Origin of the sequence: Enterobacter cloacae complex sp. 2022EL-00788, from assembly GCF_026627565.1 — a bacterium.
In the GTDB taxonomy this organism is placed as follows: domain Bacteria; phylum Pseudomonadota; class Gammaproteobacteria; order Enterobacterales; family Enterobacteriaceae; genus Enterobacter; species Enterobacter pasteurii.
Map to the genome: position 1 here is coordinate 218,749 of NZ_JAPNMC010000002.1, position 21,283 is coordinate 240,031.

General features: G+C 58.8%; 19 protein-coding genes. 13 read left to right on the top strand and 6 right to left on the bottom strand.

What is annotated here, in order from left to right; all coding sequences use genetic code 11:
• Positions 1 to 307 precede the first annotated feature (307 nt).
• The 8 genes from yahO to OWK27_RS03690 all read left to right on the top strand — a co-directional run bounded on the left by yahO (position 308) and on the right by OWK27_RS03690 (position 11,304).
• Positions 308 to 583, top strand: coding sequence for a DUF1471 family periplasmic protein YahO (gene yahO / locus OWK27_RS03655; RefSeq protein ID WP_267589855.1), 276 nt, complete (start codon positions 308 to 310; stop codon positions 581 to 583).
• A 221-nt stretch (positions 584 to 804) separates the two neighbouring features.
• Positions 805 to 2,988 carry a TonB-dependent receptor gene (locus OWK27_RS03660; RefSeq protein WP_267589856.1) on the top strand — a complete coding sequence of 728 codons (2,184 nt, stop codon included), beginning with the start codon at positions 805 to 807 and terminating at the stop codon, positions 2,986 to 2,988.
• Between the two features lie 126 nt (positions 2,989 to 3,114).
• On the top strand, positions 3,115 to 5,088 hold the full coding sequence (locus OWK27_RS03665) for a PhoX family protein (RefSeq protein ID WP_267589857.1): 1,974 nt from the start codon (positions 3,115 to 3,117) through the stop codon (positions 5,086 to 5,088).
• A 102-nt stretch (positions 5,089 to 5,190) separates the two neighbouring features.
• Positions 5,191 to 6,576, top strand: a complete 1,386-nt coding sequence (gene pheP / locus OWK27_RS03670; protein ID WP_267589858.1) for a phenylalanine transporter — start codon at positions 5,191 to 5,193, stop codon at positions 6,574 to 6,576.
• 269 nt (positions 6,577 to 6,845) lie between these two features.
• Positions 6,846 to 8,081: an MFS transporter gene (locus tag OWK27_RS03675; RefSeq protein ID WP_176610989.1), complete on the top strand. Its 1,236-nt coding sequence runs from the start codon at positions 6,846 to 6,848 to the stop codon at positions 8,079 to 8,081.
• A gap of 15 nt (positions 8,082 to 8,096) precedes the next feature.
• Positions 8,097 to 9,122, top strand: coding sequence for a sugar phosphate isomerase/epimerase family protein (locus OWK27_RS03680; protein WP_267589859.1), 1,026 nt, complete (start codon positions 8,097 to 8,099; stop codon positions 9,120 to 9,122).
• Entirely contained in the window at positions 9,115 to 10,257 is a 1,143-nt protein-coding gene (locus OWK27_RS03685; protein WP_267589941.1) for a Gfo/Idh/MocA family protein, read from the top strand. Before OWK27_RS03680 ends, OWK27_RS03685 begins: the two co-directional genes overlap by 8 nt.
• Positions 10,258 to 10,332: 75 nt before the next feature.
• Positions 10,333 to 11,304 (top strand): LacI family DNA-binding transcriptional regulator, encoded by a 972-nt coding sequence (locus OWK27_RS03690; RefSeq protein WP_267589860.1) that lies wholly within the window; start codon positions 10,333 to 10,335, stop codon positions 11,302 to 11,304.
• Here OWK27_RS03690 and OWK27_RS03695 read toward each other — a convergent pair whose 3' ends face one another.
• Both OWK27_RS03695 and OWK27_RS03700 read right to left on the bottom strand, forming a co-directional pair.
• The gene (locus OWK27_RS03695; protein ID WP_267589861.1) at positions 11,305 to 12,549 is read right to left on the bottom strand and encodes a mechanosensitive ion channel family protein; all 1,245 of its coding nucleotides are present in this window, start codon (positions 12,547 to 12,549) and stop codon (positions 11,305 to 11,307) included.
• 65 nt (positions 12,550 to 12,614) lie between these two features.
• Positions 12,615 to 14,051: an MFS transporter gene (locus tag OWK27_RS03700; protein ID WP_267589862.1), complete on the bottom strand. Its 1,437-nt coding sequence runs from the start codon at positions 14,049 to 14,051 to the stop codon at positions 12,615 to 12,617.
• Between the two features lie 107 nt (positions 14,052 to 14,158).
• Here OWK27_RS03700 and OWK27_RS03705 point away from each other — a divergent pair, with 107 nt between their 5' ends.
• Together OWK27_RS03705 and OWK27_RS03710 are read left to right on the top strand one after the other, a co-directional pair.
• The gene (locus OWK27_RS03705; RefSeq protein ID WP_267589863.1) at positions 14,159 to 15,028 is read left to right on the top strand and encodes a helix-turn-helix transcriptional regulator; all 870 of its coding nucleotides are present in this window, start codon (positions 14,159 to 14,161) and stop codon (positions 15,026 to 15,028) included.
• A 152-nt stretch (positions 15,029 to 15,180) separates the two neighbouring features.
• On the top strand, positions 15,181 to 15,783 hold the full coding sequence (locus tag OWK27_RS03710) for a hypothetical protein (RefSeq protein ID WP_267589864.1): 603 nt from the start codon (positions 15,181 to 15,183) through the stop codon (positions 15,781 to 15,783).
• A gap of 27 nt (positions 15,784 to 15,810) precedes the next feature.
• Here the strand turns inward: OWK27_RS03710 and nfsB are convergent, their stop codons facing one another.
• The 3 genes from nfsB to OWK27_RS03725 all read right to left on the bottom strand — a co-directional run bounded on the left by nfsB (position 15,811) and on the right by OWK27_RS03725 (position 17,533).
• On the bottom strand, positions 15,811 to 16,464 hold the full coding sequence (gene nfsB / locus OWK27_RS03715) for an oxygen-insensitive NAD(P)H nitroreductase (protein WP_193355957.1): 654 nt from the start codon (positions 16,462 to 16,464) through the stop codon (positions 15,811 to 15,813).
• Between the two features lie 120 nt (positions 16,465 to 16,584).
• Complete coding sequence (locus tag OWK27_RS03720; RefSeq protein ID WP_242173313.1) at positions 16,585 to 16,953, bottom strand: MmcQ/YjbR family DNA-binding protein; 369 nt, start codon at positions 16,951 to 16,953, stop codon at positions 16,585 to 16,587.
• Positions 16,943 to 17,533, bottom strand: coding sequence for a TetR/AcrR family transcriptional regulator (locus OWK27_RS03725; RefSeq protein ID WP_242173310.1), 591 nt, complete (start codon positions 17,531 to 17,533; stop codon positions 16,943 to 16,945). The genes OWK27_RS03720 and OWK27_RS03725 overlap by 11 nt, the downstream gene beginning before the upstream one ends.
• 191 nt (positions 17,534 to 17,724) lie before the next feature.
• On the opposite strand from OWK27_RS03725, the gene OWK27_RS03730 reads away from it, so the two are divergent.
• The 3 genes from OWK27_RS03730 to OWK27_RS03740 all read left to right on the top strand — a co-directional run bounded on the left by OWK27_RS03730 (position 17,725) and on the right by OWK27_RS03740 (position 20,963).
• Positions 17,725 to 18,828, top strand: coding sequence for an MBL fold metallo-hydrolase (locus tag OWK27_RS03730; protein WP_267589865.1), 1,104 nt, complete (start codon positions 17,725 to 17,727; stop codon positions 18,826 to 18,828).
• Between the two features lie 32 nt (positions 18,829 to 18,860).
• Positions 18,861 to 19,202, top strand: a complete 342-nt coding sequence (locus OWK27_RS03735) for a RamA family antibiotic efflux transcriptional regulator (RefSeq protein ID WP_148419361.1) — start codon at positions 18,861 to 18,863, stop codon at positions 19,200 to 19,202.
• Positions 19,203 to 19,394: 192 nt separating this feature from the next.
• On the top strand, positions 19,395 to 20,963 hold the full coding sequence (locus tag OWK27_RS03740) for an alpha/beta hydrolase-fold protein (protein WP_252004877.1): 1,569 nt from the start codon (positions 19,395 to 19,397) through the stop codon (positions 20,961 to 20,963).
• Here OWK27_RS03740 and OWK27_RS03745 read toward each other — a convergent pair.
• Positions 20,949 to 21,197 (bottom strand): DUF1158 domain-containing protein, encoded by a 249-nt coding sequence (locus OWK27_RS03745; protein WP_176610978.1) that lies wholly within the window; start codon positions 21,195 to 21,197, stop codon positions 20,949 to 20,951. The genes OWK27_RS03740 and OWK27_RS03745 overlap by 15 nt on opposite strands.
• Between the last annotated feature and the right edge of the window lie 86 nt (positions 21,198 to 21,283).

Genomic DNA, 21,283 nt, shown 5'->3' on the forward strand with positions numbered 1-21,283 from the left:
CAGTGCGTTAAATAGTATTCTACGTTCTTCTAAGCCGTAGGTCGTAGGTTCGAATCCTACAGGGCGTGCCATTAAATTTCATAGCATTTCGCCTGCTTTACTCCCTCCTCATTTCTCCTAAGGGACATATTTGGGACACCCAACCCGAAAATCGAGTTACCGCGCATTTTTGACAGCACAATTGTCTGTTATAACAGTATTTTCCTTAGGCTATGGCAATTCTGCCGTTCCTCTACCATGCTCATACTACCTCGCTCTGAATGGCGGGGCTTTTCGTAATTGCTGCTTAATCTCAAGGAAAAATGTTATGAAAAAAACGACTGCTGTTTTGCTGGGAACCGCGTTTCTGTTCTCCACTAACGCTTTTGCCGCTGAACTGATGACAAAAAATGACTTCGAGAAAGTAGAATCACAGTATGAAAAAATTGGCACGGTGAATACGTCTAATGAAGTCTCGGTTGATGACGCGAAAAAAGAGCTGATTGAGAAAGCCGATAAAGAAGGCGCAGACGTGCTGGTGCTGACTTCCGGTAACACGAACAACAAAATTCACGGCACCGCAGATATTTACAAGAAGAAATAATAACTTAGCAATCACCCCGCGCGCGGGGTGATTGCGCGTCACGTTTACCCGCCTCCCCGTCTTCCCGGCCCCTCTCAACGCTTAAACTTTTTTCTCATCCAGAAATGCGCAGCGACGCTTGATAACGCATAGATAATACGTATAGTTCTCATTTGCATTTCATCCATTAAATTCTAAGGCCCGACGACGGGCCATTTTTGCGCGCACTTTAAGAGCTCACTATGAACAACACCACAATGCACAAAACGCTGCTGGCGCTTGCCGTTGGCGCGGTGACACACTCCGCTTTCGCGGCGGATGAGAAAAAAGAGGAGACCATTGTTGTTCAGTCGTCTCCGGCCAGTGACTTTACGCCCGGCGGCGACCAGCTGGTACCCGCCTTCCTCGACGGTCAGGTGGCCAACGGCGGCCGCATGGGGATGCTCGGTCAGCAGAACGCCATGGACGTGCCGTTCAGCATCATCAGCTACACCTCGAAGCTGGTGGAAGATCAGCAGGCAAAAACCATTGCCGACGTGGTCGCTAACGACGCGGGCGTGCAGTTCGTTCAGGGGTACGGCAACAGCGCCGAAACCTTCCGCATTCGCGGCCTGAAGTTTGACGGCGATGACATGACCTTTGGCGGCCTGTCCGGCGTGCTGCCGCGTCAGGTGGTGGATGCCCAGATGGTCGACCGCATCGAGATCTTCAAAGGGGCAAACTCCCTGATGAACGGCGCGGCAAGCTCCGGCGTGGGCGGAATGATTAACCTTGAGCCAAAACACGCGGGCGACACCCCGCAGGCGAAAGTGGGCGTGGACTACACCTCGGATTCCCTGATTGGCACCACGCTGGATGCGGGCCGCCGCTTTGGCGATAACGACCAGTTTGGCGCGCGGGTGAACCTTGTGCATCGTGAAGGCGAAACCGGCGTGCCGAACGACCGCCGCCGCACCACGCTGCTTTCTACCGGTCTGGATTACAAAGGCGACCGTTTCCGCACCTCCCTGGATCTGGGCTATCAGAAAAAAACCTTCCACGGCAGCCCGACCAGCGTCAACATCTCGGCGGTGGACTTCGTGCCTGAACCACCGAAGAACGATCGCAACTTCTCGCAGAAGTGGGCCTACAGCGATATCGAAAACGAGTTCGGGATGTGGCGCAGCGAGTATGACATCACCGATAGCTGGACGGCCTATACCGGCCTCGGCGCGCAGCACGCGCACGAAGAGGGGATCTACAGCGCGCCGAAGCTGATGGATAAAAGCGGTAATGCGGTGGTCAGCCGTCTTGATACCAACCGTATCAGCGATTCCGTCAGCGGCATGGCGGGCATTCGCGGTAACTTCACTACCGGCTTCGTATCGCACAAAGTCAACGTGGGGTACTCCGCGATGACCAAAAACGAAAAAATTGCCTGGAAAATGTCGGCGACGGCGGATAACCCGACCACCAACATTTACCACAACACCGGCGTTGCGATGCCGGACAGCTCCAACTTCAACGGCTCAGGCGGCAAATACAGCGATCCGCTGACCAGCGGGCGCACCCGCACGCAGGGCTGGCTGTTGAGCGATACCCTGGGCGTGCTGGACGACAAACTGCTGTTTACCGCAGGCGCACGCCATCAGAAAGTGGTGATTCGCGGGTACAACAAAATTACCGGTGCGGAAAACGACGCGGACGGTTTTGACGGCAGCCGCTGGATGCCAACCTATGGCGTGGTTTATAAACCGTGGGAGGAAATCTCGCTCTACGCCAACCATACCGAAGCGTTACAGCCCGGTGAAACCGCGCCTCGCTCAGCGAACAACTACGGCCAGAGCACCGGTATCGTTCACTCTAAGCAGAATGAAGTGGGCGTAAAGGCGGACTTTGGCCGCGTGGGCGGCTCCCTGGCGCTGTTTGAGATCAAAATGCCGTCGGCTATTCTCGACGACAGCGGCCACTACGGCCTGGACGCTGAACAGCGTAACCGTGGCGTGGAGCTGAACGTCTTCGGCGAACCAACGCTCGGGATGCGTCTGAACGCCAGCGCCACCTGGCTGCAGGCCGAGCTGACCAAAACCAAAAACGGCGTGAACCAGGGCAACGACGCGATCGGTATTCCGAACTTCTACGCCGTGCTGGGCGCAGAGTACGACATCAGGCCGATTGAGGGCCTGACCGCTACCGCGCGCGTTAACCACTCCGGCGCGCAGTATGCCGACCTCGCGAACACCAAAAAGCTGGACAGCTACACCACGCTGGATCTGGGCATGCGCTATCGCTTCGCGGTGAACCACAATGAAAACCAGATGACGGTGCGCGCGGGCATCGACAACGTGACTAACGAAAACTACTGGTCAAGCGTGGACGATTCCGGCACCTACATCACTCAGGGCGAACCGCGTACCTTTAAGGTCTCGGTGGGCTACGAGTTCTAAGCGTTTCACCTCGTTATCCGGGGCAGGGATGCCCCCATCCTTCCGTATCGTGTTATAAAATTGTAATAAAAGCTTCTTACACTGTTCGCCAACTCCTTACCTCTTGGCCAATGACAGGAAGCCGCTATGGGCAGACCCCTCAAATCCGTATTTAAAAAAGAACATCAAGACGATATCGCTAACCGCAGCGCTAACCCGGTATTCTCCGAGGTGGCGGAGGTGTTCCTCTCCCGCCGCCGTTTTCTCCAGATGGGCGCCGTTGCGGGTGCCGCCGTTTCATTCCCCTTTCTGATCAAACCTGAGAACGCCATTGCCGCGGTCTCAAAACCATCCGCGCTGGCAAAAGCGGTTTCCCTTGGGTTCACCAGTATCGCTGTCTCAACGGAAGACACGGTAAGAGTGCCGGAAGGCTATATTGCCCGCCCGTTCTATCGCTGGGGTGACCCGACGGGGATCAAAAACAGCATGCCGGCGTTTAAGCCGGACGCCAGCAACACCACGGACGAACAGGCCGTGCAGGCGGGCATGCACCACGACGGCATGGCGTGGTTCAGCCTGCCGCAGGGGGGGCAAAGCCCGGAGCATGGCCTGCTGGCGCTGAACCATGAATACATCGACAACGGGATGCTGTTTACCGACGGTACGGCGAACTGGAGCCTCGACAAGGCCCGCAAGGGGCAGAACGCGATGGGCGTGTCGGTGGTGGAGGTGAAAAAAGCGGGCAGCGGCTGGGAGGTGGTTCGTCCGTCTTCGTTCGCGCGCCGTATTACCGTCAATACGCCAATGCAGCTCACCGGCCCGGCGCGGCATCAGGACCTAATGAAAACCGCCGCCGACCCGCAGGGGGAGCGCGTGCTGGGCACCATGCAAAACTGCGCCAACGGCCATACGCCGTGGGGCACCTACCTCACCTGCGAGGAGAACTGGTCGGACATTTTTGTGAAAAAAGCCGACCTCAACCCGCTGGAAAAACGCTACGGCATCAGCGACAGCGATGAATCGTACCGCTGGAACGAGGTGGATGACCGCTTCAGCGTCGATAAAACCCCTAACGAGCCCAACCGTTTCGGCTGGGTGGTAGAGATTGATCCCTACGACCCAACCTCCACGCCGCGCAAGCACACCGCGCTCGGTCGCTTCAAGCATGAGGGCGCTGCCGTCACGCTCGCCGCCGATAACCGCGTGGTGGTCTACATGGGGGACGATCAGAAGTTTGAGTACATCTATAAATTCGTCTCGGACAAAAAATACGATCCCGCGAACCGTGAAGCCAATATGAACCTGCTGACGTCCGGCACGCTGTACGTTGCCCGGTTCAACGAGGAGGGGAGCGGCGACTGGCTGCCGCTGATCTTCGGGCAAAATGGGCTGGATAAAAGCAACGGTTTCGAAAGCCAGGGCGATCTGCTGATTAAAACCCGCCTCGCGGCCGACGTGGTGGGGGCGACGAAAATGGATCGCCCCGAGTGGATAGCGGTCGATCCGCACGCCAGCGGCAGCGTCTACTGTACGCTCACCAACAACAGCGATCGCGGTAAAGAGGGTAAGGCGCCGGTCGATGCCGCCAACCCGCGCGCCAACAACGTGTTTGGTCATATTATGCACTGGCACGAAGAGGGAGCAGACCCTGCTGCCGCCCGCTTTAAGTGGGATATTCTGGTCATGGCAGGACGCACCGACGGCGACGATCCTAAGTCTAAAGGCTCCATGCAGGGCGCGGCGTTCGGCAGCCCGGATGGGCTGTCGTTCGATCACCAGGGCGTCCTGTGGATCCAGACCGACGTCTCCTCCAGCACCATCAATAAGAAAGCGTACGAGGGGATGGGCAATAACCAGATGGTGGCAACCATTCCGGGCACCAATGAGTATCGCCGCTTCCTGACCGGCCCGCGCGGGTGCGAAATCACCGGCATTGCGTTTACGCCGGACAACCGCACGCTGTTTATTAATATTCAGCATCCGGGAGAGGGCGGGGATGATATTACCGATCCGGCTAATCCGCGCGCCGTCTCTAACTGGCCTGACGCCAGCCCGAACGGCCGCCCGCGATCGTCAACGGTGGTGATTACCAAAGCGGACGGCGGGATCATCGGGTCGTAACGTTTATCCGCCGGGTGCAGACGGTGGCCCGGCGTTAAGCTTGCTACCACCAGCATGAAGTGTTAAAACGTGCCCCTTCTAAAAAAGAGACAGGGGTAGGGCGTGAAAGACGCGTCATCCGCTTCAGGCCGTGGTAGCGCTGAAGCCTCGTCGGATCAGAATCCGACGCTGCAACGTGGTTTGCAAAATCGACATATTCAGTTAATTGCCCTTGGCGGCGCGATCGGTACCGGGCTGTTTCTCGGTATCGGCCCCGCCATTCAGATGGCCGGTCCGGCGGTTCTGCTGGGTTATGCTATCGCGGGAATTATCGCCTTCCTGATCATGCGCCAGCTCGGCGAGATGGTCGTCGAAGAGCCGGTGTCAGGCTCCTTCGCACACTTTGCCTATAAATACTGGGGCCCGTTCGCAGGCTTCCTTTCCGGCTGGAACTACTGGGTAATGTTTGTGCTGGTGGGAATGGCCGAGCTGACCGCCGCAGGCATCTATATGCAGTACTGGCTGCCGGACGTGCCGACGTGGATTTGGGCCGCGGCCTTCTTCATCATTATTAACGCCGTTAACCTGGTAAACGTGCGCCTGTACGGCGAAACCGAGTTCTGGTTCGCGCTGATCAAGGTGCTGGCGATTATCGGCATGATCGGCTTCGGCCTGTGGCTGCTGTTCTCCGGCCACGGCGGCGAGCGGGCGACCATCGACAACCTGTGGCAGCACGGCGGCTTCCTGGCGACCGGCTGGAAGGGGCTGATCCTCTCGCTGGCGGTGATCATGTTCTCCTTCGGCGGGCTGGAGCTGATTGGCATCACCGCGGCGGAAGCGCGCGACCCGCACAAAAGCATACCTAAAGCGGTCAACCAGGTGGTGTACCGTATTCTGCTGTTCTACATCGGCTCGCTGGTCGTTCTGCTGGCGCTCTACCCGTGGGTGGAGGTGAAATCCGCCAGCAGCCCGTTCGTGATGATTTTCCACGATCTGAACAGCAACGTGGTGGCGTCGGCGCTAAACTTCGTTATCCTGGTGGCGTCGCTGTCGGTGTATAACAGCGGGGTGTACTCCAACAGCCGCATGCTGTTTGGCCTTTCGGTGCAGGGGAATGCGCCGAAATTCCTCACCCGCGTCAGCCGTCGCGGCGTGCCGGTCAATTCGCTGTTCCTTTCCGGCGCTATCACCTCGCTGGTGGTGCTGATCAACTACCTGCTGCCGAAACAGGCCTTTGGTCTGCTGATGGCGCTGGTTGTCGCCACGCTGCTGCTGAACTGGATCATGATCTGCCTGGCGCACCTGCGCTTTCGTGCCGCCATGCGCCGCAAGGGCCGCGTGACGCAGTTTAAAGCGCTGCTCTATCCGGCGGGGAACTATATCTGTATCGCGTTCCTGGCGCTGATTCTGGTGCTGATGTGCACCATGGATGAGATGCGTCTGTCAGCGATGCTGCTGCCGGTGTGGGTAGCGTTCCTGTTTATCGCGTTTAAGCTCTCTCGAAGGTAAAAGCAAAACGGCAACCTGGTTGCCGTTTTTAATGTTTGCCCCCTCTCCCTGTGGGAGAGGGTCGGGGTGAGGGCACCAGACCGCACCCCGGCCGCACCTGCCTTCACGCCCGCCGGCACTGCGCCTGCCGGGCCCTTAATGTACCGCTCCACCTTTATCGTGACCCCCCTCCCAAATCTTCGACGATCCGCAGGATCTTTATTTTGTAATCGATTACTTTTTACGTGAACCGTTTTGTAATCGATTACTTTTTGAGGGTGGGGCTCATCATGGTGTCAACTGAAAGGGGTGAAAAGGCGATAACGCAACACCGGCTGCTGGTGCCGCGTCTGTCGCTGATGATGTTTCTGCAATTCTTCATCTGGGGTAGCTGGTCGGTCACGCTCGGCCTGGTAATGACCCGGCACAATATGTCTTTGCTGATTGGCGATGCGTTCTCCGCCGGGCCAATCGCCTCCATTCTTTCGCCGTTCGTGCTCGGGATGCTGGTGGATCGCTTCTTCGCCTCGCAGAAGGTCATGGCGGTGATGCACCTGGCGGGCGCGGCAATCCTGTGGTTCGTGCCGGGAGCGCTGATTGCCGAAAACGGCGCCCTGCTGATTGGCCTGCTGTTTGGCTACACGCTCTGCTACATGCCGACGCTGGCGCTGACCAACAATATCGCCTTCCACAGCCTGGCGAACGTGGATAAAACCTTCCCGGTGGTGCGCGTGTTCGGCACCATCGGCTGGATCGTGGCGGGCATTTTTATCGGCGTCACCGGCGTGGCGTCCAGCGTCACCATCTTCCAGGTGGCGGCGGCAAGCTCCGTGCTGCTGGCTCTCTACAGCCTGACGCTGCCGCACACGCCGGCTCCGGCGAAAGGCCTGCCGGTCAGGGTGCGGGATCTCTTCTGCGCGGATGCCTTCGCGCTGCTCAAAACCCGCCACTTTTTCGTCTTCTCCGTGTGCGCGATGCTGATCTCCGTCCCGCTGGGAACCTACTACGCCTATACCGCCTCGTATCTGGCGGATGCGGGTATTGCCGACGTCAGCACCGCCATGTCCTTCGGGCAGATGTCCGAAATCTTCTTCATGCTGGTTATCCCGCTGCTGTTCCGCCGCCTGGGCGTGAAGGTGATGCTGCTGATTGGCATGCTGGCGTGGTTCGTGCGTTATGCCATGTTCGCGCTGGGCGTCAGCGAGGAGGGGCGCATCCTGCTCTATCTCGGCATTCTGCTGCACGGCGTCTGCTACGATTTCTTCTTTGTCGTCGGCTTTATCTATACCGACCGGGTCGCCGGTGAAAAGGTTAAAGGTCAGGCCCAGAGCATGATCGTAATGTTTACCTACGGCATCGGCATGCTGCTCGGCTCGCAGATTTCCGGCGCGCTCTATAACCGCCTGGTGGCCGGGCAGGCCGTGCCGCAGGCGTGGGTGACATTCTGGTGGATCCCGGCGGTGGCTGCCGCGGCGATCGCGCTGATTTTCCTTCTCACGTTTAGGTATGACGATGACAAGGCGTAACGTTCTGGAGGTGGTATGAAAACGATTAAGGGACCGGGTATTTTTCTGTCGCAGTTTATTGGTGAGAAAGCGCCGTTCAACACGCTCGACGGGCTGGCCGGATGGGCCGCGGCGAAGGGCTACCGGGCGGTGCAGATCCCCTGCAATCATCCGCACATTTTTGATGTCGAGAAAGCCGCAGAGAGCCAGGCCTACTGCGACGAAGTTACCGCCAGGCTGGCCGCTCACGGGCTGGTCATCAGCGAGCTGTCGACCCATCTGGAGGGGCAGCTCGTGGCGGTGAACCCGGTTTACAGCGACGCGTTTGACCACTTCGCCCCCGCGTCCGTGCGCGGTGACGATGCGGCGCGCCGGGCGTGGGCAACGGAAAAGCTGATGCAGGCGGCGGTGGCGTCCGCCCGGCTAGGCCTGAAGGCCCATGCGACCTTCTCCGGCTCGCTGGCGTGGCCGTTTTTCTACCCCTGGCCGCCGCATAACGAGCAGCGTTTTCAGGAAGCGTTTCAGGAACTGGCTAACCGCTGGCGGCCGATTCTGGACGCCTTCGACGAGCAGGGCGTTGACGTCTGCTTTGAGCTGCATCCGGGGGAAGATCTGCACGACGGCGTGACCTTCGAGCGTTTTCTTGCCCTGGTGGATAACCATCCGCGCTGCAACATCATCTACGACCCGAGCCATATGCTGCTGCAGCAGATGGATTATCTGACCTTCATCGACATCTACCATAAGCGTATTAAAGCGTTTCACGTTAAGGACGCCGAGTTTCGCCCCAGCGGGCGCAGCGGCGCTTACGGCGGCTATCAGCCGTGGATCGGCCGCGCCGGGCGCTTCCGGTCGCTCGGCGACGGGCAGATCGACTTCCGGGGCATCTTCAGCAAGCTGACCCAGTACGACTACGACGGCTGGGCGGTGCTGGAGTGGGAGTGCTGCCTGAAGGATGGCGATACCGGCGCGAGGGAGGGCAGCGAGTTTATCCGCCGCCACATTATTCCCGTTTCCGGACGCGCGTTTGATGATTTTGCCGCAGGGGGCAACGATGATTAACGTCGGCATTATCGGCAGCGGGTTTATCGGCCCGGCGCATATCGAGGCGCTCAGGCGCCTCGGGTTTGTGCAGGTGGTGGCGCTCTGCGACGGATCGTTTGCCCGGGCGCAGGAGAAAGCGCGCCAGCTTAACGTGCCGCACGCCTGCGGCAGCGTGGAGGAGCTGCTCGCGTACCCCGATCTGCACGTGGTGCACAACTGCACGCCGAACCACCTGCACGCGGAGATCAACCGTAAGATCCTGCGCGCGGGCAAGCACGTATTTTCCGAAAAACCGCTGTGCATGACCCCGGAAGAGGCGCGCGAGCTGGTGGCCCTGGCGGAGCAGGCGGGCGTGGTGCACGGCGTGAGCTTCGTCTATCGCCAGTTTGCGATGGTGCGCCAGGCGGCGAGCATGATGCGCGCGGGCAGCGTCGGGCGGCTGTTTGCCTCGCACGGCAGCTATTTGCAGGACTGGATGCTGCTGGAAACCGACTACAACTGGCGGGTGGATGCTGCCCTCGGCGGCACCTCGCGGGCGGTGGCGGATATCGGCTCCCACTGGTGCGATACGGTGCAGTTCGTGACCGGCAGGCGTATTACAGAGGTAATGGCCGATCTCTCCATCGTCTGGCCGACGCGTAAGGCCAGCGTGGGGGGAAACCAGACCTTCTCCCACGACGAGCGGGCGGAGTATGAAGACAAACCGGTTACCACCGAAGATTTTGGTTCGGTGCTGTTCCGCTTTGACGACGGCAGCAAGGGCAGCTTTAGCGTCTCGCAGGTGAGCGCCGGGCGGAAAAACCGCCTGACGTTTGAGGTAAACGGCAGCGAGCGGTCCGTCGCGTGGGATCAGGAAATCCCCCAGCGGCTGTGGATCGGCCATCGCGCGCAGGCCAACCAGGCGCTGAGCGACGATCCGGGGCTGATGAACCGCGATGTGGCCGACAGCGCCCACTTCCCCGGCGGGCACATTGAAGGCTGGCCGGATGCCTTCAAAAATATGATGGCGCAGTTCTACCGGGCGGTACAGGCGGGCGCGATGCCGGAGGCGCCGCAGTTCGCAACCTTCCATGACGGCGCAAACGTGATGTATATCATTGATGCCATTGTGAAAAGCCATCAGCAGCAGCGCTGGGTGCGCGTTGAACAATGACGCGTTGCCCGGTTCGCCGGGCAACAAATTTATGATAGCCTGCACTAAACGCTAACCGCAGGGTGTATCGTCGCTATGTCAATTCAGAAAATCGCTCAGCTGGCCGGGGTATCCGTGGCGACGGTCTCCCGCGTGCTGAATAACAGCGATACGGTGAAGGCGAAAAACCGCGAGCGCGTTATGCAGGCGATCAGGGAGAGTAACTACCAGCCCAATCTGCTGGCGCGTCAGCTGCGCACCGCCCGCAGCTATATGATCCTGGTGATGGTCTCGAACATTGCCAACCCGTTCTGTGCCGAGGTGGTTAAGGGGATCGAAGCCGAGGCGGAGAAGAACGGCTACCGGATCCTGCTCTGCAACTCCGGCTCGGATATTGAGCGCTCCCGCTCGGGCCTGAGCCTGCTGTCCGGCAAAATCGTCGACGGCATTATCACCATGGACGCCTTCTCGAAGCTGCCTGAACTGGCGGCCCTCATCGGCAGCGCGCCGTGGGTGCAGTGCGCGGAATACGCGGATGCGGGGGCGGTTTCCTGCGTGGGGATTAACGACGTCGATGCCTCCCAGCACGTCGTGAGCCAGCTTGCCGACGGCGGGCGCAAACGTATCGCCCTGATCAACCACGACCTCAGCTATAAGTATGCGCGCCTGCGCGAGCGCGGCTATAAAAGCGTCATTCACCTGCGGGATCTCGACTATCAGGCGGTGGAGTACGCCAGCGAGCTCAGCTCCGGCGCGGGCATGGCGGCAATGCAAAATCTGCTGAAGGAAAATCCACCGGATGCGGTATTTGCCGTTTCCGATACGCTGGCGGCGGGCGCGCTGCGCGCCATTCAGCAGGCAGGTCTGCGGGTGCCCGAGGATATCGCAGTTGTTGGTTTTGACGGCACCGAGCTGGCGGAGATGATTTCACTCACCACCATCGAGCAGCCCTCGCGGGATATCGGGCGCAAGGCGGTCAATCTGCTCTTGAATAAGATCGACAACCCGGATGCGCCCACGGAAAGGGTGATGATGGGCTGGCACTTTATTTCCCGCGCCAGCGCCTGATTATTTAGCGATGACCCCCGCCAGGGAGCGAATATCGTTCCCGGTTGGCGACTGGTGAATGCGCAGGCCAAACTCATCCACCACCGCGAATATATGGTCGAAAATGTCGGCCTGAATATCTTCATATTCCGCCCAGATGACCGTGTTGGTGAAGGCATATATTTCAATCGGCAGGCCGTTGGCATCCGGCGCCAGCTGGCGCACCATCAGCGTCATATCTTTGCGAATGCGCGGATGGTTACGCAGATATTCGTTCAGGTAGGCGCGGAAGGTGCCGATATTAGTCATCTTGCGCAGGTTTAATACCGATTTCCCTTCGCCGTTCTGCTGATTCCACAGGTTAATTTCCTCATGGCGCGCGGCCAGATAGGGCTTCAGCAGCTTCGCCTGAATCAGCTTCTGCTGCTCCTGCTCGTCGAGGAAGTGAATGCTGGTGGTGTCGATATTCAGGCTGCGCTTGATGCGGCGGCCGCCGGAGGCGGACATGCCGCTCCAGTTGATGAACGCGTCGGAGACCAGCGCCCACGTCGGGATGGTGGTGATGGTGTTATCGAAGTTGCGCACCTTCACGGTGGTCAGGCCGATGTCCGTCACCGTGCCGTTGGCACCGTATTTCGGCATCTCCAGCCAGTCGCCGAGCTTGAGCATGTCGTTGGCGGAGAGCTGGATCCCGGCAACCAGACCGAGAATCGGATCCTTAAAGACCAGCATCAGAACGGCTGCCATGGCGCCCAGGCCGCTTATCAGAATGGCGGGAGACTGGCCGATCAGCAGGGAGATAATTAAGATCCCCACCAGAATGGCGCTCACCAGCTTGATGCCCTGGAATATCCCCTTCAGCGGCAGCTGTGACGCGGTGGCCATTTTCTGCGACAGGTTAAAAATCACGTCCAGCAGCGAGAAGAAGGAGAGCAGGGCATATACCATCACCCACAGTTTCGCGCAGGTGGTGAGCATTTCCGCCGCTTCGCTGCCTTTTTGCAGCCACAGAACCGCCTGAACGTTGACGATTATCCCCTGAAGGGTAAACGCCAGACGGTGAAATAGCTTGTTCTGGGTAATGATCTGCAGCCATAAATGGCTGCTGGCCCGCGCGCGTTTCTCGAAGGCGCGAAGCACCACTTTGTGCAGAATAAAATGAACGATAAGGGCAGTAAGAAAAATAATACCAAAGATAATCACTAAAGAGGTGGTGTGATTAATTTCAATCCCTAACTCTTCAACCTGAGCAATTAATTCCTGCATAACGTCTCCTGTATTGATGCAGCCCCATAATGGCGGCTGCGGATCTATTATGCAAATTCGACGGCTTATTTGGCCGCCTGGCAGGCCTTCACTGCCGGCAGGCGCAGGCGATGGCGCATGCACAGCGTCACCAGCGCCAGCATCGCCATCAGGCCGGTCTCCGCCATAAGAAAGACGTTAATGGCCTGGGTATAATCGCCGTGATGATTATGCAGCCCGTGCAGCAAAATCGCGCCGAAAATGGCCGGGCCAAGCCCCAGCGCGGCCTGCTGCAGCGTGCTTAAAATCGCGCTCGCGGCCCCCGCGTCGTCAGGCTGGATATCGCGCATCCCGATGCGGTAGAAGCTGTTCACGATCAGCGCCTGCCCGTAACCCACCAGCCCGGTGGCGGGAGCCAGCGTCAGCGCGGTATTTTGCATTCCCCAGTAGCGGAACGTGGCCATCAGCGCCAGCAGTCCGACTATCTGAACGGCCAACCCGCTCAGCAGGATGGCGCTGGTGCTGTAGCGGATAATCAGGCGTGGGGCGAACCAGGCGGAAATAAAATAGGTCACCCCCAGCGCGATAAAGCTGTTCCCGGACTGCCACGGCGCCATCTCCAGGCCGCTCTGCATGGTCAGCGCCATGCAGAACATAAACCCGGACCAGACGCTGAAAAAGAGCATCGCAATTAATACGCCAAAACGAATGCTGGGAAGCTGAAGCAGGCGCGGCGGGATCAGCGGATGTTGGTCATCACGCTCTTTTTTACGCGCGTTCAGCACCATCAGGTATCCCAGCGGGATAATCGCTGTCAGCGCGGCCTTCAGCGGCCACGACCAGTGCTGCTGCGGGCCGAGCGCCATCGGGAACAGCAGGCAGCAGAGAATAAGCGCCAGCAGGACGGTGCCGGTCCAGTCGATGCGCGACGGCGTTTCGCGACGGGTTTCCGGCACGTAGCGACGGCTCAGCGCCAGCACCGCCAGGCAAATCGGTACGTTTATAAAGAAGGCGTTGCGCCAGCCCAGCCCGGCGATATCCGCCGATACCAGCCAGCCGCCGCCCATCTGGCCAACTATAAACGCAATCCCGCCGATGCCGCCGAAGAGGCTGATGGCTTTGGCATGCGCGGTGCCTTTGAGCGTCACGTGCAGCGTGGCCAGAATTTGCGGCATTATCAGCGCCGCGCCAGCGCCCTGAACAATGCGCGCGGCCAGCAGCTGTTCAATGTTGCCCGCCATGCCGCACAGCAGCGAGGCCAGGCCAAAGCTCGCCACGCCCCACATAAACAGGCGACGGCGGCCAAGGTTATCCCCCAGCCTGCTGCCGGGCGCCAGACAGACGGCAAAGGCCACCCCGTAAAGCGCGACAATCAGCTCCAGCTCGGTGGCGGTGGCGCGTAAGGAGCGCGTGATGGCGTCCAGCGCGACGTTCGTTATCGAGGTATCAATCAGCGGCAGCATCTGGCCGGTTAAAAGCAATATCAGGCCTGCGCGACCCGGTGAAACAACTGACGTATTCATGGTGACTCCATTGCGTCAAACAGCGTAGAGTCGTAGCATCAACCATCTGATAAACGGGTACCAGTTCTTGCTTATACTGGTATTGCCACTACCATGCAGGAGCATTTATGGCGCTGATGTCTGAACCCGTCGTCTCTCTCCAGGATGACACCCGCAAGCAGCTGGGCGCTTTTCTGCGCGCCCGGCGCGAGAGCCTCGATCCCCAGCGCCTCGGCCTGCCGCGCAGCGGACGCCGCCGTACGCCGGGGCTGCGCCGTGAGGAGGTGGCGATGCTCGCTGACGTCGGCGTGACCTGGTACACCTGGCTGGAGCAGGGCCGTGACGTCAACCCGTCGGGCGCGGTGATGGCCGCCGTGGCGAAAGCGCTGCAATGCACCCCAACAGAAGCCCGACATCTTTTCGTGCTTGCCGGTTTGCCGCCGGGCGAGGCCCCGCAGGCGGTCTGCTGCGAGGGCATCAGCGAAGGCACGCGCCGCCTGCTCGATACCCTGATGCCGAAGCCTGCCAGCATCCAGAAACCGAATTTCGATATCGTGGCGTGGAACGACAGCTTCGGGCACCTGATGGGCGTTGATTTCAATGACATCCCCCCGGAAGACCGCAACTGTATTTACCTGTTCCTCACCCATCCGGCATGGCGCGCGCGGCTCGGCAAGCGCGACGACGTGCTGCCGGTTTTTGTCTCCTACTTCCGCGCGGCGATGGCCGAGCACCGTGGCGACCCGCTCTGGGAAACGAAGCTGGCGCGCTTCTTTGCGGTGTCTGAGGAGTTTAAAGCCCTGTGGCACCAGCGCAACGACGTGCGCGGCGTGGAGAACCAGCTCAAGCTGTTTACCCATCCCGAGCTGGGAGATTTTACGCTGCAGCAGATGTACTGGTACTCCGCGCCGCGAAACGGCTCGCGGCTGCTGGTCTATTTACCGGTGGACGAGGCGGGGGAGAGGGCGATGGCGTGGCTGGAGGCGCGGGCGAAATAATTTTTTGCGAGACGCTTTCAGGGAAATGACGCGGATTCGGCTAAGCCGATGAGCCTGATGTAAGGTAAGGTTTAAATTAAACCAACCGACTGAATCAACATCATTTCGATGAGGTGTTAAGTCGTCTATACTCACGCGATGAGAAACAACCCATGTCGCCACTGATGATTGATTCCGCTGACTTCAGCCAAAAACTCGGCCTTATCTCCCGAAACGTCGAACATACCGAAGCGTTTCTGGCGCGGGGCACGGTGGATTTTCATCTGCCGGGGTTTTTGCTGCCTGTCGGCTACCGGCTCTTAAAATCCCGTTATGGGGATGAATACCGTCTCGTGACTACCGACGACGGTAAGCCGTATACGGCCTATGCCGTCAAGCTTGAGTTTCATGAAGAAATTACCTTTCCCCACGGTGCTGCTACGCAGGTGATGGTGTGGCGTACGCCACGCGCCGTCCACCAACGCGTGATAAGCGGATTACCGCAATTATTTTTCCAGTGGCTGTTAAGCGAATACGACATTGTTGTTTCGGATAGCGAGCAAACGGGAGACGGGCAGCGGTTCTGGCTGCGCATGATCGACTGGGCGTTCACCATGAACTATAGCATTAGCGTAGCAGACGGTACGGTGGGAGAAGAGTGGAGGTTAACGCCCGTGAATTCTTACGCGGAGCTGGAAGAGCGCTGGATTGCCTTTGCCTGGGGTAGCGATCGCGATGTGCATCCGCATCGCAGGCTGGTCATCAGTAAAACGTAACGGGCCGCACGCAGCGGCCCGTCAGAATCAGCACTCCGTCACAATCGTGCTCAGCGGCAGGCGAGACTTCGGCAGCGTGGCGTTGAAATCCTCCACGCTGTGATGCCCAACCGGCACCACCACCAGGCTGGTGAAGCCTTTCTCCTTCAGGCCGAACTCTTCGTCGAGGATTGCGGCATCGAAGCCTTCAATCGGCACCGCGTCCAGGCCCATCGCGGCCACGCCCAGCAGGAAGTTACCGACGTTCAGGTAAACCTGCTTCGCCATCCACTGGTCGTCATCTTTCAGATCGACGCGGTGCATGTCGGCAAAATAGCAGCGGCCTTTATGGTTCGCGGCTTTCGCTTCTGGGGTGTTAAAACGACCGTCGGCCTCTTCCTGATCGACCACGCGCTCAAGCCAGGCGTCGTCCATCGCGGTTTTCGCGCAGAACACCACCACGTGAGAGGCATCCATGATTTTGCGTTCGTTAAACACATAGGTTCCCGCCGCAGATTTTGCCACGCGCGCTTTACCTTCCTCAGTGCTGGCAACAATAAAGTGCCACGGCTGGGAATTCGTGCTGGATGGGCTGTATTGCAGCAGCGTTTTGATGTTTTCCGCTTCTTCAGCTGTCAGTTTTTTAGCCGGATCGAACGCCTTGGTAGAGTGGCGTTTCAGGGCGACAGAAATGATATCCATAACAACTCCTGGTATTAACATTCGCCCGCTGGCGGGCGTGAAAGGCATGCAGATTACCGCGCGAAGCGGGAAAAGATAAGTGCGATTCGAGCGCTTAACCTGTTCGTTTCAGACGAACAATCAGGCCGGGCGTAGCCACTTCTGGTCTTTTTTCGGCAGTTTGTCGACGACCAGATTCCACGAGTCCGCAATCAGGTCGGTGACCAGTTCGGGGGTGATGTCGTCGGTGCCGAAAACGGAGATCCAGTGCTTTTTATTCAGATGGTAACCGGGCTCAACGCCGCGGTAGATCTGCTGATTTAACAGTGATTTTTCCGGATCTGATTTGAGGCTGACGTGAGGCCGTCCGCGGACGGTAGCCATCAGCATAAAAATCTTGCCGCCAACCTTAAACACGTCGTACTCGGGGCCAAACGGCCAGCAGTGTTCGGTAAAAGGCATCTCCAGCGCCACGCGTTTTGCGTGCTCCTGCAGGGATTTACCGTCCATCGTTATCTTCCTGGGCAAGCCCGCGCCACATGGCCTCAAAGCCCAGCGCTTTAAAATCAAGGGCACGGGACGGATCGCGGGTGGCAAACTCCATGGTGGTTTCCGCCAGCGATAAGAAAATGGCATCACCAAAGGTGCGGAACTCGTCAGACATAAACACCGGGCGGACCGAACGACGACACAGCTCGTGTAGCTCCGGGAACATGTCTTTCACCGCCTGCTCCGTTTCGGCATTCAGCTTTTCACTGACGCCGATCTGGCGGATGGCCGCATGCGCCACGGGGTTACGAATGCCCCAGTCCACGTAGCTGTTCCAGATGTTACGGGTGTGCTCTTTCGGCAGGGTGATGGTGCGATCGAGATTCGCCAGCATGGTCTGGCAAAGATCCTGCTTCAGGTGCAGGTAGAGGGCATTCAGCAGATCGTCTTTGGTAGCAAAGTAGCGAAACAGCGTACCTTCAGCGACGCCCGCGTTACGGGCGATTAACGCCGTTGAGGCGGCAATACCTGACTGCGCAAATGCAGCGGTTGCTGCTTCCAGTAAGGCCTGTTTTTTATCTTCACTCTTCGGACGTGCCACTAAATTTTTCCTCCCGTCAATTGTAAAAACCCTGATTGAAACACGTGCTTTGCCATGCTGCAACGCGGAATGTCAAAGATCGAAAACCTTCTTGACGACGTAAGCATCCTATCTATAATGAGTGCTTACTCACTCATAATCAAGTGTCACCTGCGCAATCCACCGGACGGGGCGCGTTGGCGGGTCAGGACATGAAAAAGCCTCTATTCATCTGCGTGGTGTTAGTCATGATTATTGCTTCAGCTGCCAGTTTACCGTTTGTTCTGAATGCCGGATTTGGCCAGCCACCGCAGGGTGCGCAGCTTACCGAAGTGGAAGCCTCCCCGCAGTATCGCGACGGGAAATTCCACAACACGCTCCCTACGCCGGGCTTTACCGGGCAACAAAATATGCTGGTGGCGTGGTGGCAGTTCCTGACCCGTAAAACCGAAAACGCCCGTCCCGCGCAGCCGCTGCCGCTGGTGAAAACCGATCTCGCGAGCCTGCCGCCTGAGCAGGACACGCTGGTGTGGCTCGGCCACTCGTCCTGGTATATGCAGCTGGCGGGGCAACGCATCCTGATCGATCCGGTTCTGGGTAACTACGCCGCGCCGTTTTCCTTCCTCAATAAAGCCTTTGCGGGGGAGTATCCGTGGAGCGCGCAGAGCATGCCCGAAATTGACCTGCTGATTATCTCTCACGATCACTACGACCATCTGGATTACGCCACCATCCGGGCGTTACTGCCGAAGGTAAAGCGCGCGGTAATGCCGCTGGGCGTGGGATCGCATCTGCGCTACTGGGGTATGGATCCGGCGATCGTCAGCGAGCGCGACTGGAACCAGTCGGTGCACATTACCGATGACCTGACGGTGCACGTGCTGCCGGCGCGCCACTTCTCCGGGCGCGGCATTAAGCGTGACCAGACCCTGTGGGGCAGCTTTATGTTTGTCACCCCGACGCAGAAGATCTACTACAGCGGTGACTCGGGCTATGGCCCGCACTTCAAAGCCATCGGCGAGCTGTTCGGCGGGGTGGACCTTGCCATCATGGAAAACGGCCAGTACGACCAGGACTGGAAGTACATCCACATGCATCCGGAAGAAACCGCGCAGGCCTCGGCGGATCTGAATGCCAAAGCGGTCGTGCCAGGGCATAACGGACGTTTCGTGCTGGCGAAGCACACCTGGAACGATCCGCTGATCCAGCTGGCGAAAGCCAGTAAGGATAAAAACTACCGGCTGCTGACGCCGGAGCTGGGCGAGCCCGTTCGGGTGAGTGATACCACGCAAGAATTTCGCGAGTGGTGGGAATAATGTTCAAGCGAGAAGCAGAGGGGGAGAGCAGTATGACGATTTCCGCTCAGGTCATTGAAACCATTGTCGAATGGATCGATGACAATCTACACCAGCCGTTACGCATCGAGGAGATTGCCCGCCACGCGGGTTACTCAAAATGGCATTTGCAGCGGCTGTTTATGCAGTACAAAGGCGAAAGTCTGGGGCGCTACATCCGCGAACGCAAGCTGCTGCTGGCGGCGCGCGATCTGCGTGAATCAGACGAACGCGTATACGACATCTGCCTGCGCTACGGCTTTGACTCGCAGCAGACGTTTACGCGCATCTTCACCCGCACCTTCCACCAGCCGCCCGGCGCGTACCGCAAAGAGAATCATAGTCGGGCGCACTGAAAGACCTTCCCCCTCACCCCGGCCCTCTCTCCAAAGGGGAGAGGGTTAGGGTGAGGGGACAAACCCTTCCTGGCAGCGATAATTCACCGTCTCTCTCCTAAACGTCCTACGACTGCAATAATTTGGTGATATTGCAAATCATTAACATTTGCATTAGCGTTAGTGCCAAATTTCGTTCTGGAACAAGCATTAATGAAAAGGGTATGGAGTGGGTTGCTGATGGGGATCGGCGCGCTGCCCGCCGTGGCGGCAACGTGCGAACAGTCGTCCCTGCTGGGAGACGTTCAGGGAAGGTTTGACGCCAGCGGAGAAGTCTGCTTTTTGCTGCCCGAGCTGGGTGAAAATTACGTTTCCGCCACGCTGAACGGCGTGACGGATGCACGCCTGCTGGACGAGCAAAACCGCCGCATCCGTACGCTGGTCGAAAGCGGTCCTGCCGATGGTGAACACACGCTGCTTTTTGCCCTGCCGGTGAAGCAGAGCACCTCACTGCTGCTGCGCGGCGAAGCGGGCAAGCCGTGGCGTTTTCAGTGGCGCATGAAAGAGACCTCCGCGTTACCGCGCGTGCAGATGCTGGAGCCGGACAGCCCGACGCTTCGGGCGCTGGCAAAAACGGTAGCTGCCGGTGGCAGTACCGACGCGTTCTGGCAGACGCAAGTCCGGGAGGGAACGCCGATGGTGGAGCCGGTGGACGCGAGCCACAGGCGTGTGACCTTCCTGTGGCGCGGCGCGCGGAATAACGTCTTTATTCTCGGCTCTCCGGCGGGGGATCACGATCCGCTGTTCAGACTGGGCAACAGCGACGTCTGGTTCCGCAGCTACGTGGTGCCCGCCGACACGGTGATGCAGTACAAGCTTGCGCCCGATGTGCCTATCGTTGAGGGCTCCCCTCGCGACCAGCGCCGCGCGATCCTGGTGAGCGCGCAGGCCGATCCGCTTAATCCGAACGCCTTTGGGGAACAGAAGTCCGATCGCTGGAATCGCTCATCCCTGCTCGATCTCAGCCCGGCGCGCTATTGCTCCGTCCAGGCTACGGCACAGCCGCTGGTGCACGGGACGCTGAGCCGCCAGATGCTGAGCAGCACCATCCTCGGCAATTCTCGCGAAGTGACGATCTACAAACCGCGCGGCGCACAGCCCGCACGCTGGACGTTAATCCTCTTCGACGGACAGATTTATCAGGACGAGTATCATTTTGCCAACGTGCTGGATGGTCTGATTGCCCGCCATCGCCTGCCGGCGATTAACGTGGTGTTTATCGACAGCCTCGATCATGCCCGACGCGGCAAGGAGCTGCCGCCGAACCCGGATTTCGCTGATTTTATGGCGCACGAGCTGCTGCCGTGGCTACGCGGGCAGGGCATTGCGATGCAGCGGCAGAAAACGGTGCTGGCGGGGTCAAGCTACGGGGGCATTGCGTCGTCATGGGTGGCGCTGCGCTACCCGCGCCTGTTTGGCAACGTGCTGAGCCTTTCCGGCTCTTACTGGTGGGCGCCGAAGGGCGAAGCGCCCGGCTGGCTTACGCGTCAGTACCAGCAGTCGCCGCACTATCCGGTACGCTTCTGGCTTCAGGCCGGGAAGTTTGAAACCGCGGGGCCGGGCGGCGGCATTTATCGTACCACCCTGGATTTTGAACAGATTCTGCGGGAGAAAGGCTACCGCGTCAGCTTCCATCCGTGGTCCAGCGGGCACGACTATGCGGCCTGGTGTGAAGCGCTGATCCACGGGATGCGCGATTTCACCGGCTTACGACGCCAGTGAAAACCAGCGGCGCCAGACGAAACGCAGGATAAAGAACTCGATGGCGCCGAGCGCTAAAAACCACAGGCAAAACAGGATGGTGTAAAGCTGATTCAGATCGACCATGTGAAAGGTCTGAACCAGCTTTTGTGCCAGCACCAGCCCAAGCGAAGGGGCAGGTAACAGCAGGCAGGAGAGCAGGGCCAGCAATAAGATGCCTCCCGCGGTAAGCAGCGATTCTAACGGATGTTTCATCGTAATGTTAATCGTCAGTTAAAAATGTCATTGTCCGGCATCCTGAAACGTAAAGCAATATAATCCCGGCGGGCAAAATTGAGTCA

What these genes read in the sequence shown, in the direction of transcription:
- yahO (WP_267589855.1), top strand. Translation starts at nt 308, where the DNA reads ATGAAAAAAACGACTGCTGTTTTGCTGGGAACCGCGTTTCTGTTCTCC.
- OWK27_RS03660 (WP_267589856.1), top strand. Translation starts at nt 805, where the DNA reads ATGAACAACACCACAATGCACAAAACGCTGCTGGCGCTTGCCGTTGGC.
- OWK27_RS03665 (WP_267589857.1), top strand. Translation starts at nt 3,115, where the DNA reads ATGGGCAGACCCCTCAAATCCGTATTTAAAAAAGAACATCAAGACGAT.
- OWK27_RS03675 (WP_176610989.1), top strand. Translation starts at nt 6,846, where the DNA reads ATGGTGTCAACTGAAAGGGGTGAAAAGGCGATAACGCAACACCGGCTG.
- OWK27_RS03680 (WP_267589859.1), top strand. Translation starts at nt 8,097, where the DNA reads ATGAAAACGATTAAGGGACCGGGTATTTTTCTGTCGCAGTTTATTGGT.
- OWK27_RS03685 (WP_267589941.1), top strand. Translation starts at nt 9,115, where the DNA reads ATGATTAACGTCGGCATTATCGGCAGCGGGTTTATCGGCCCGGCGCAT.
- OWK27_RS03690 (WP_267589860.1), top strand. Translation starts at nt 10,333, where the DNA reads ATGTCAATTCAGAAAATCGCTCAGCTGGCCGGGGTATCCGTGGCGACG.
- OWK27_RS03695 (WP_267589861.1), bottom strand. Translation starts at nt 12,549, where the DNA reads ATGCAGGAATTAATTGCTCAGGTTGAAGAGTTAGGGATTGAAATTAAT.
- OWK27_RS03700 (WP_267589862.1), bottom strand. Translation starts at nt 14,051, where the DNA reads ATGAATACGTCAGTTGTTTCACCGGGTCGCGCAGGCCTGATATTGCTT.
- OWK27_RS03705 (WP_267589863.1), top strand. Translation starts at nt 14,159, where the DNA reads ATGGCGCTGATGTCTGAACCCGTCGTCTCTCTCCAGGATGACACCCGC.
- OWK27_RS03710 (WP_267589864.1), top strand. Translation starts at nt 15,181, where the DNA reads ATGTCGCCACTGATGATTGATTCCGCTGACTTCAGCCAAAAACTCGGC.
- nfsB (WP_193355957.1), bottom strand. Translation starts at nt 16,464, where the DNA reads ATGGATATCATTTCTGTCGCCCTGAAACGCCACTCTACCAAGGCGTTC.
- OWK27_RS03720 (WP_242173313.1), bottom strand. Translation starts at nt 16,953, where the DNA reads ATGGACGGTAAATCCCTGCAGGAGCACGCAAAACGCGTGGCGCTGGAG.
- OWK27_RS03730 (WP_267589865.1), top strand. Translation starts at nt 17,725, where the DNA reads ATGAAAAAGCCTCTATTCATCTGCGTGGTGTTAGTCATGATTATTGCT.
- OWK27_RS03735 (WP_148419361.1), top strand. Translation starts at nt 18,861, where the DNA reads ATGACGATTTCCGCTCAGGTCATTGAAACCATTGTCGAATGGATCGAT.
- OWK27_RS03740 (WP_252004877.1), top strand. Translation starts at nt 19,395, where the DNA reads ATGAAAAGGGTATGGAGTGGGTTGCTGATGGGGATCGGCGCGCTGCCC.
- OWK27_RS03745 (WP_176610978.1), bottom strand. Translation starts at nt 21,197, where the DNA reads ATGAAACATCCGTTAGAATCGCTGCTTACCGCGGGAGGCATCTTATTG.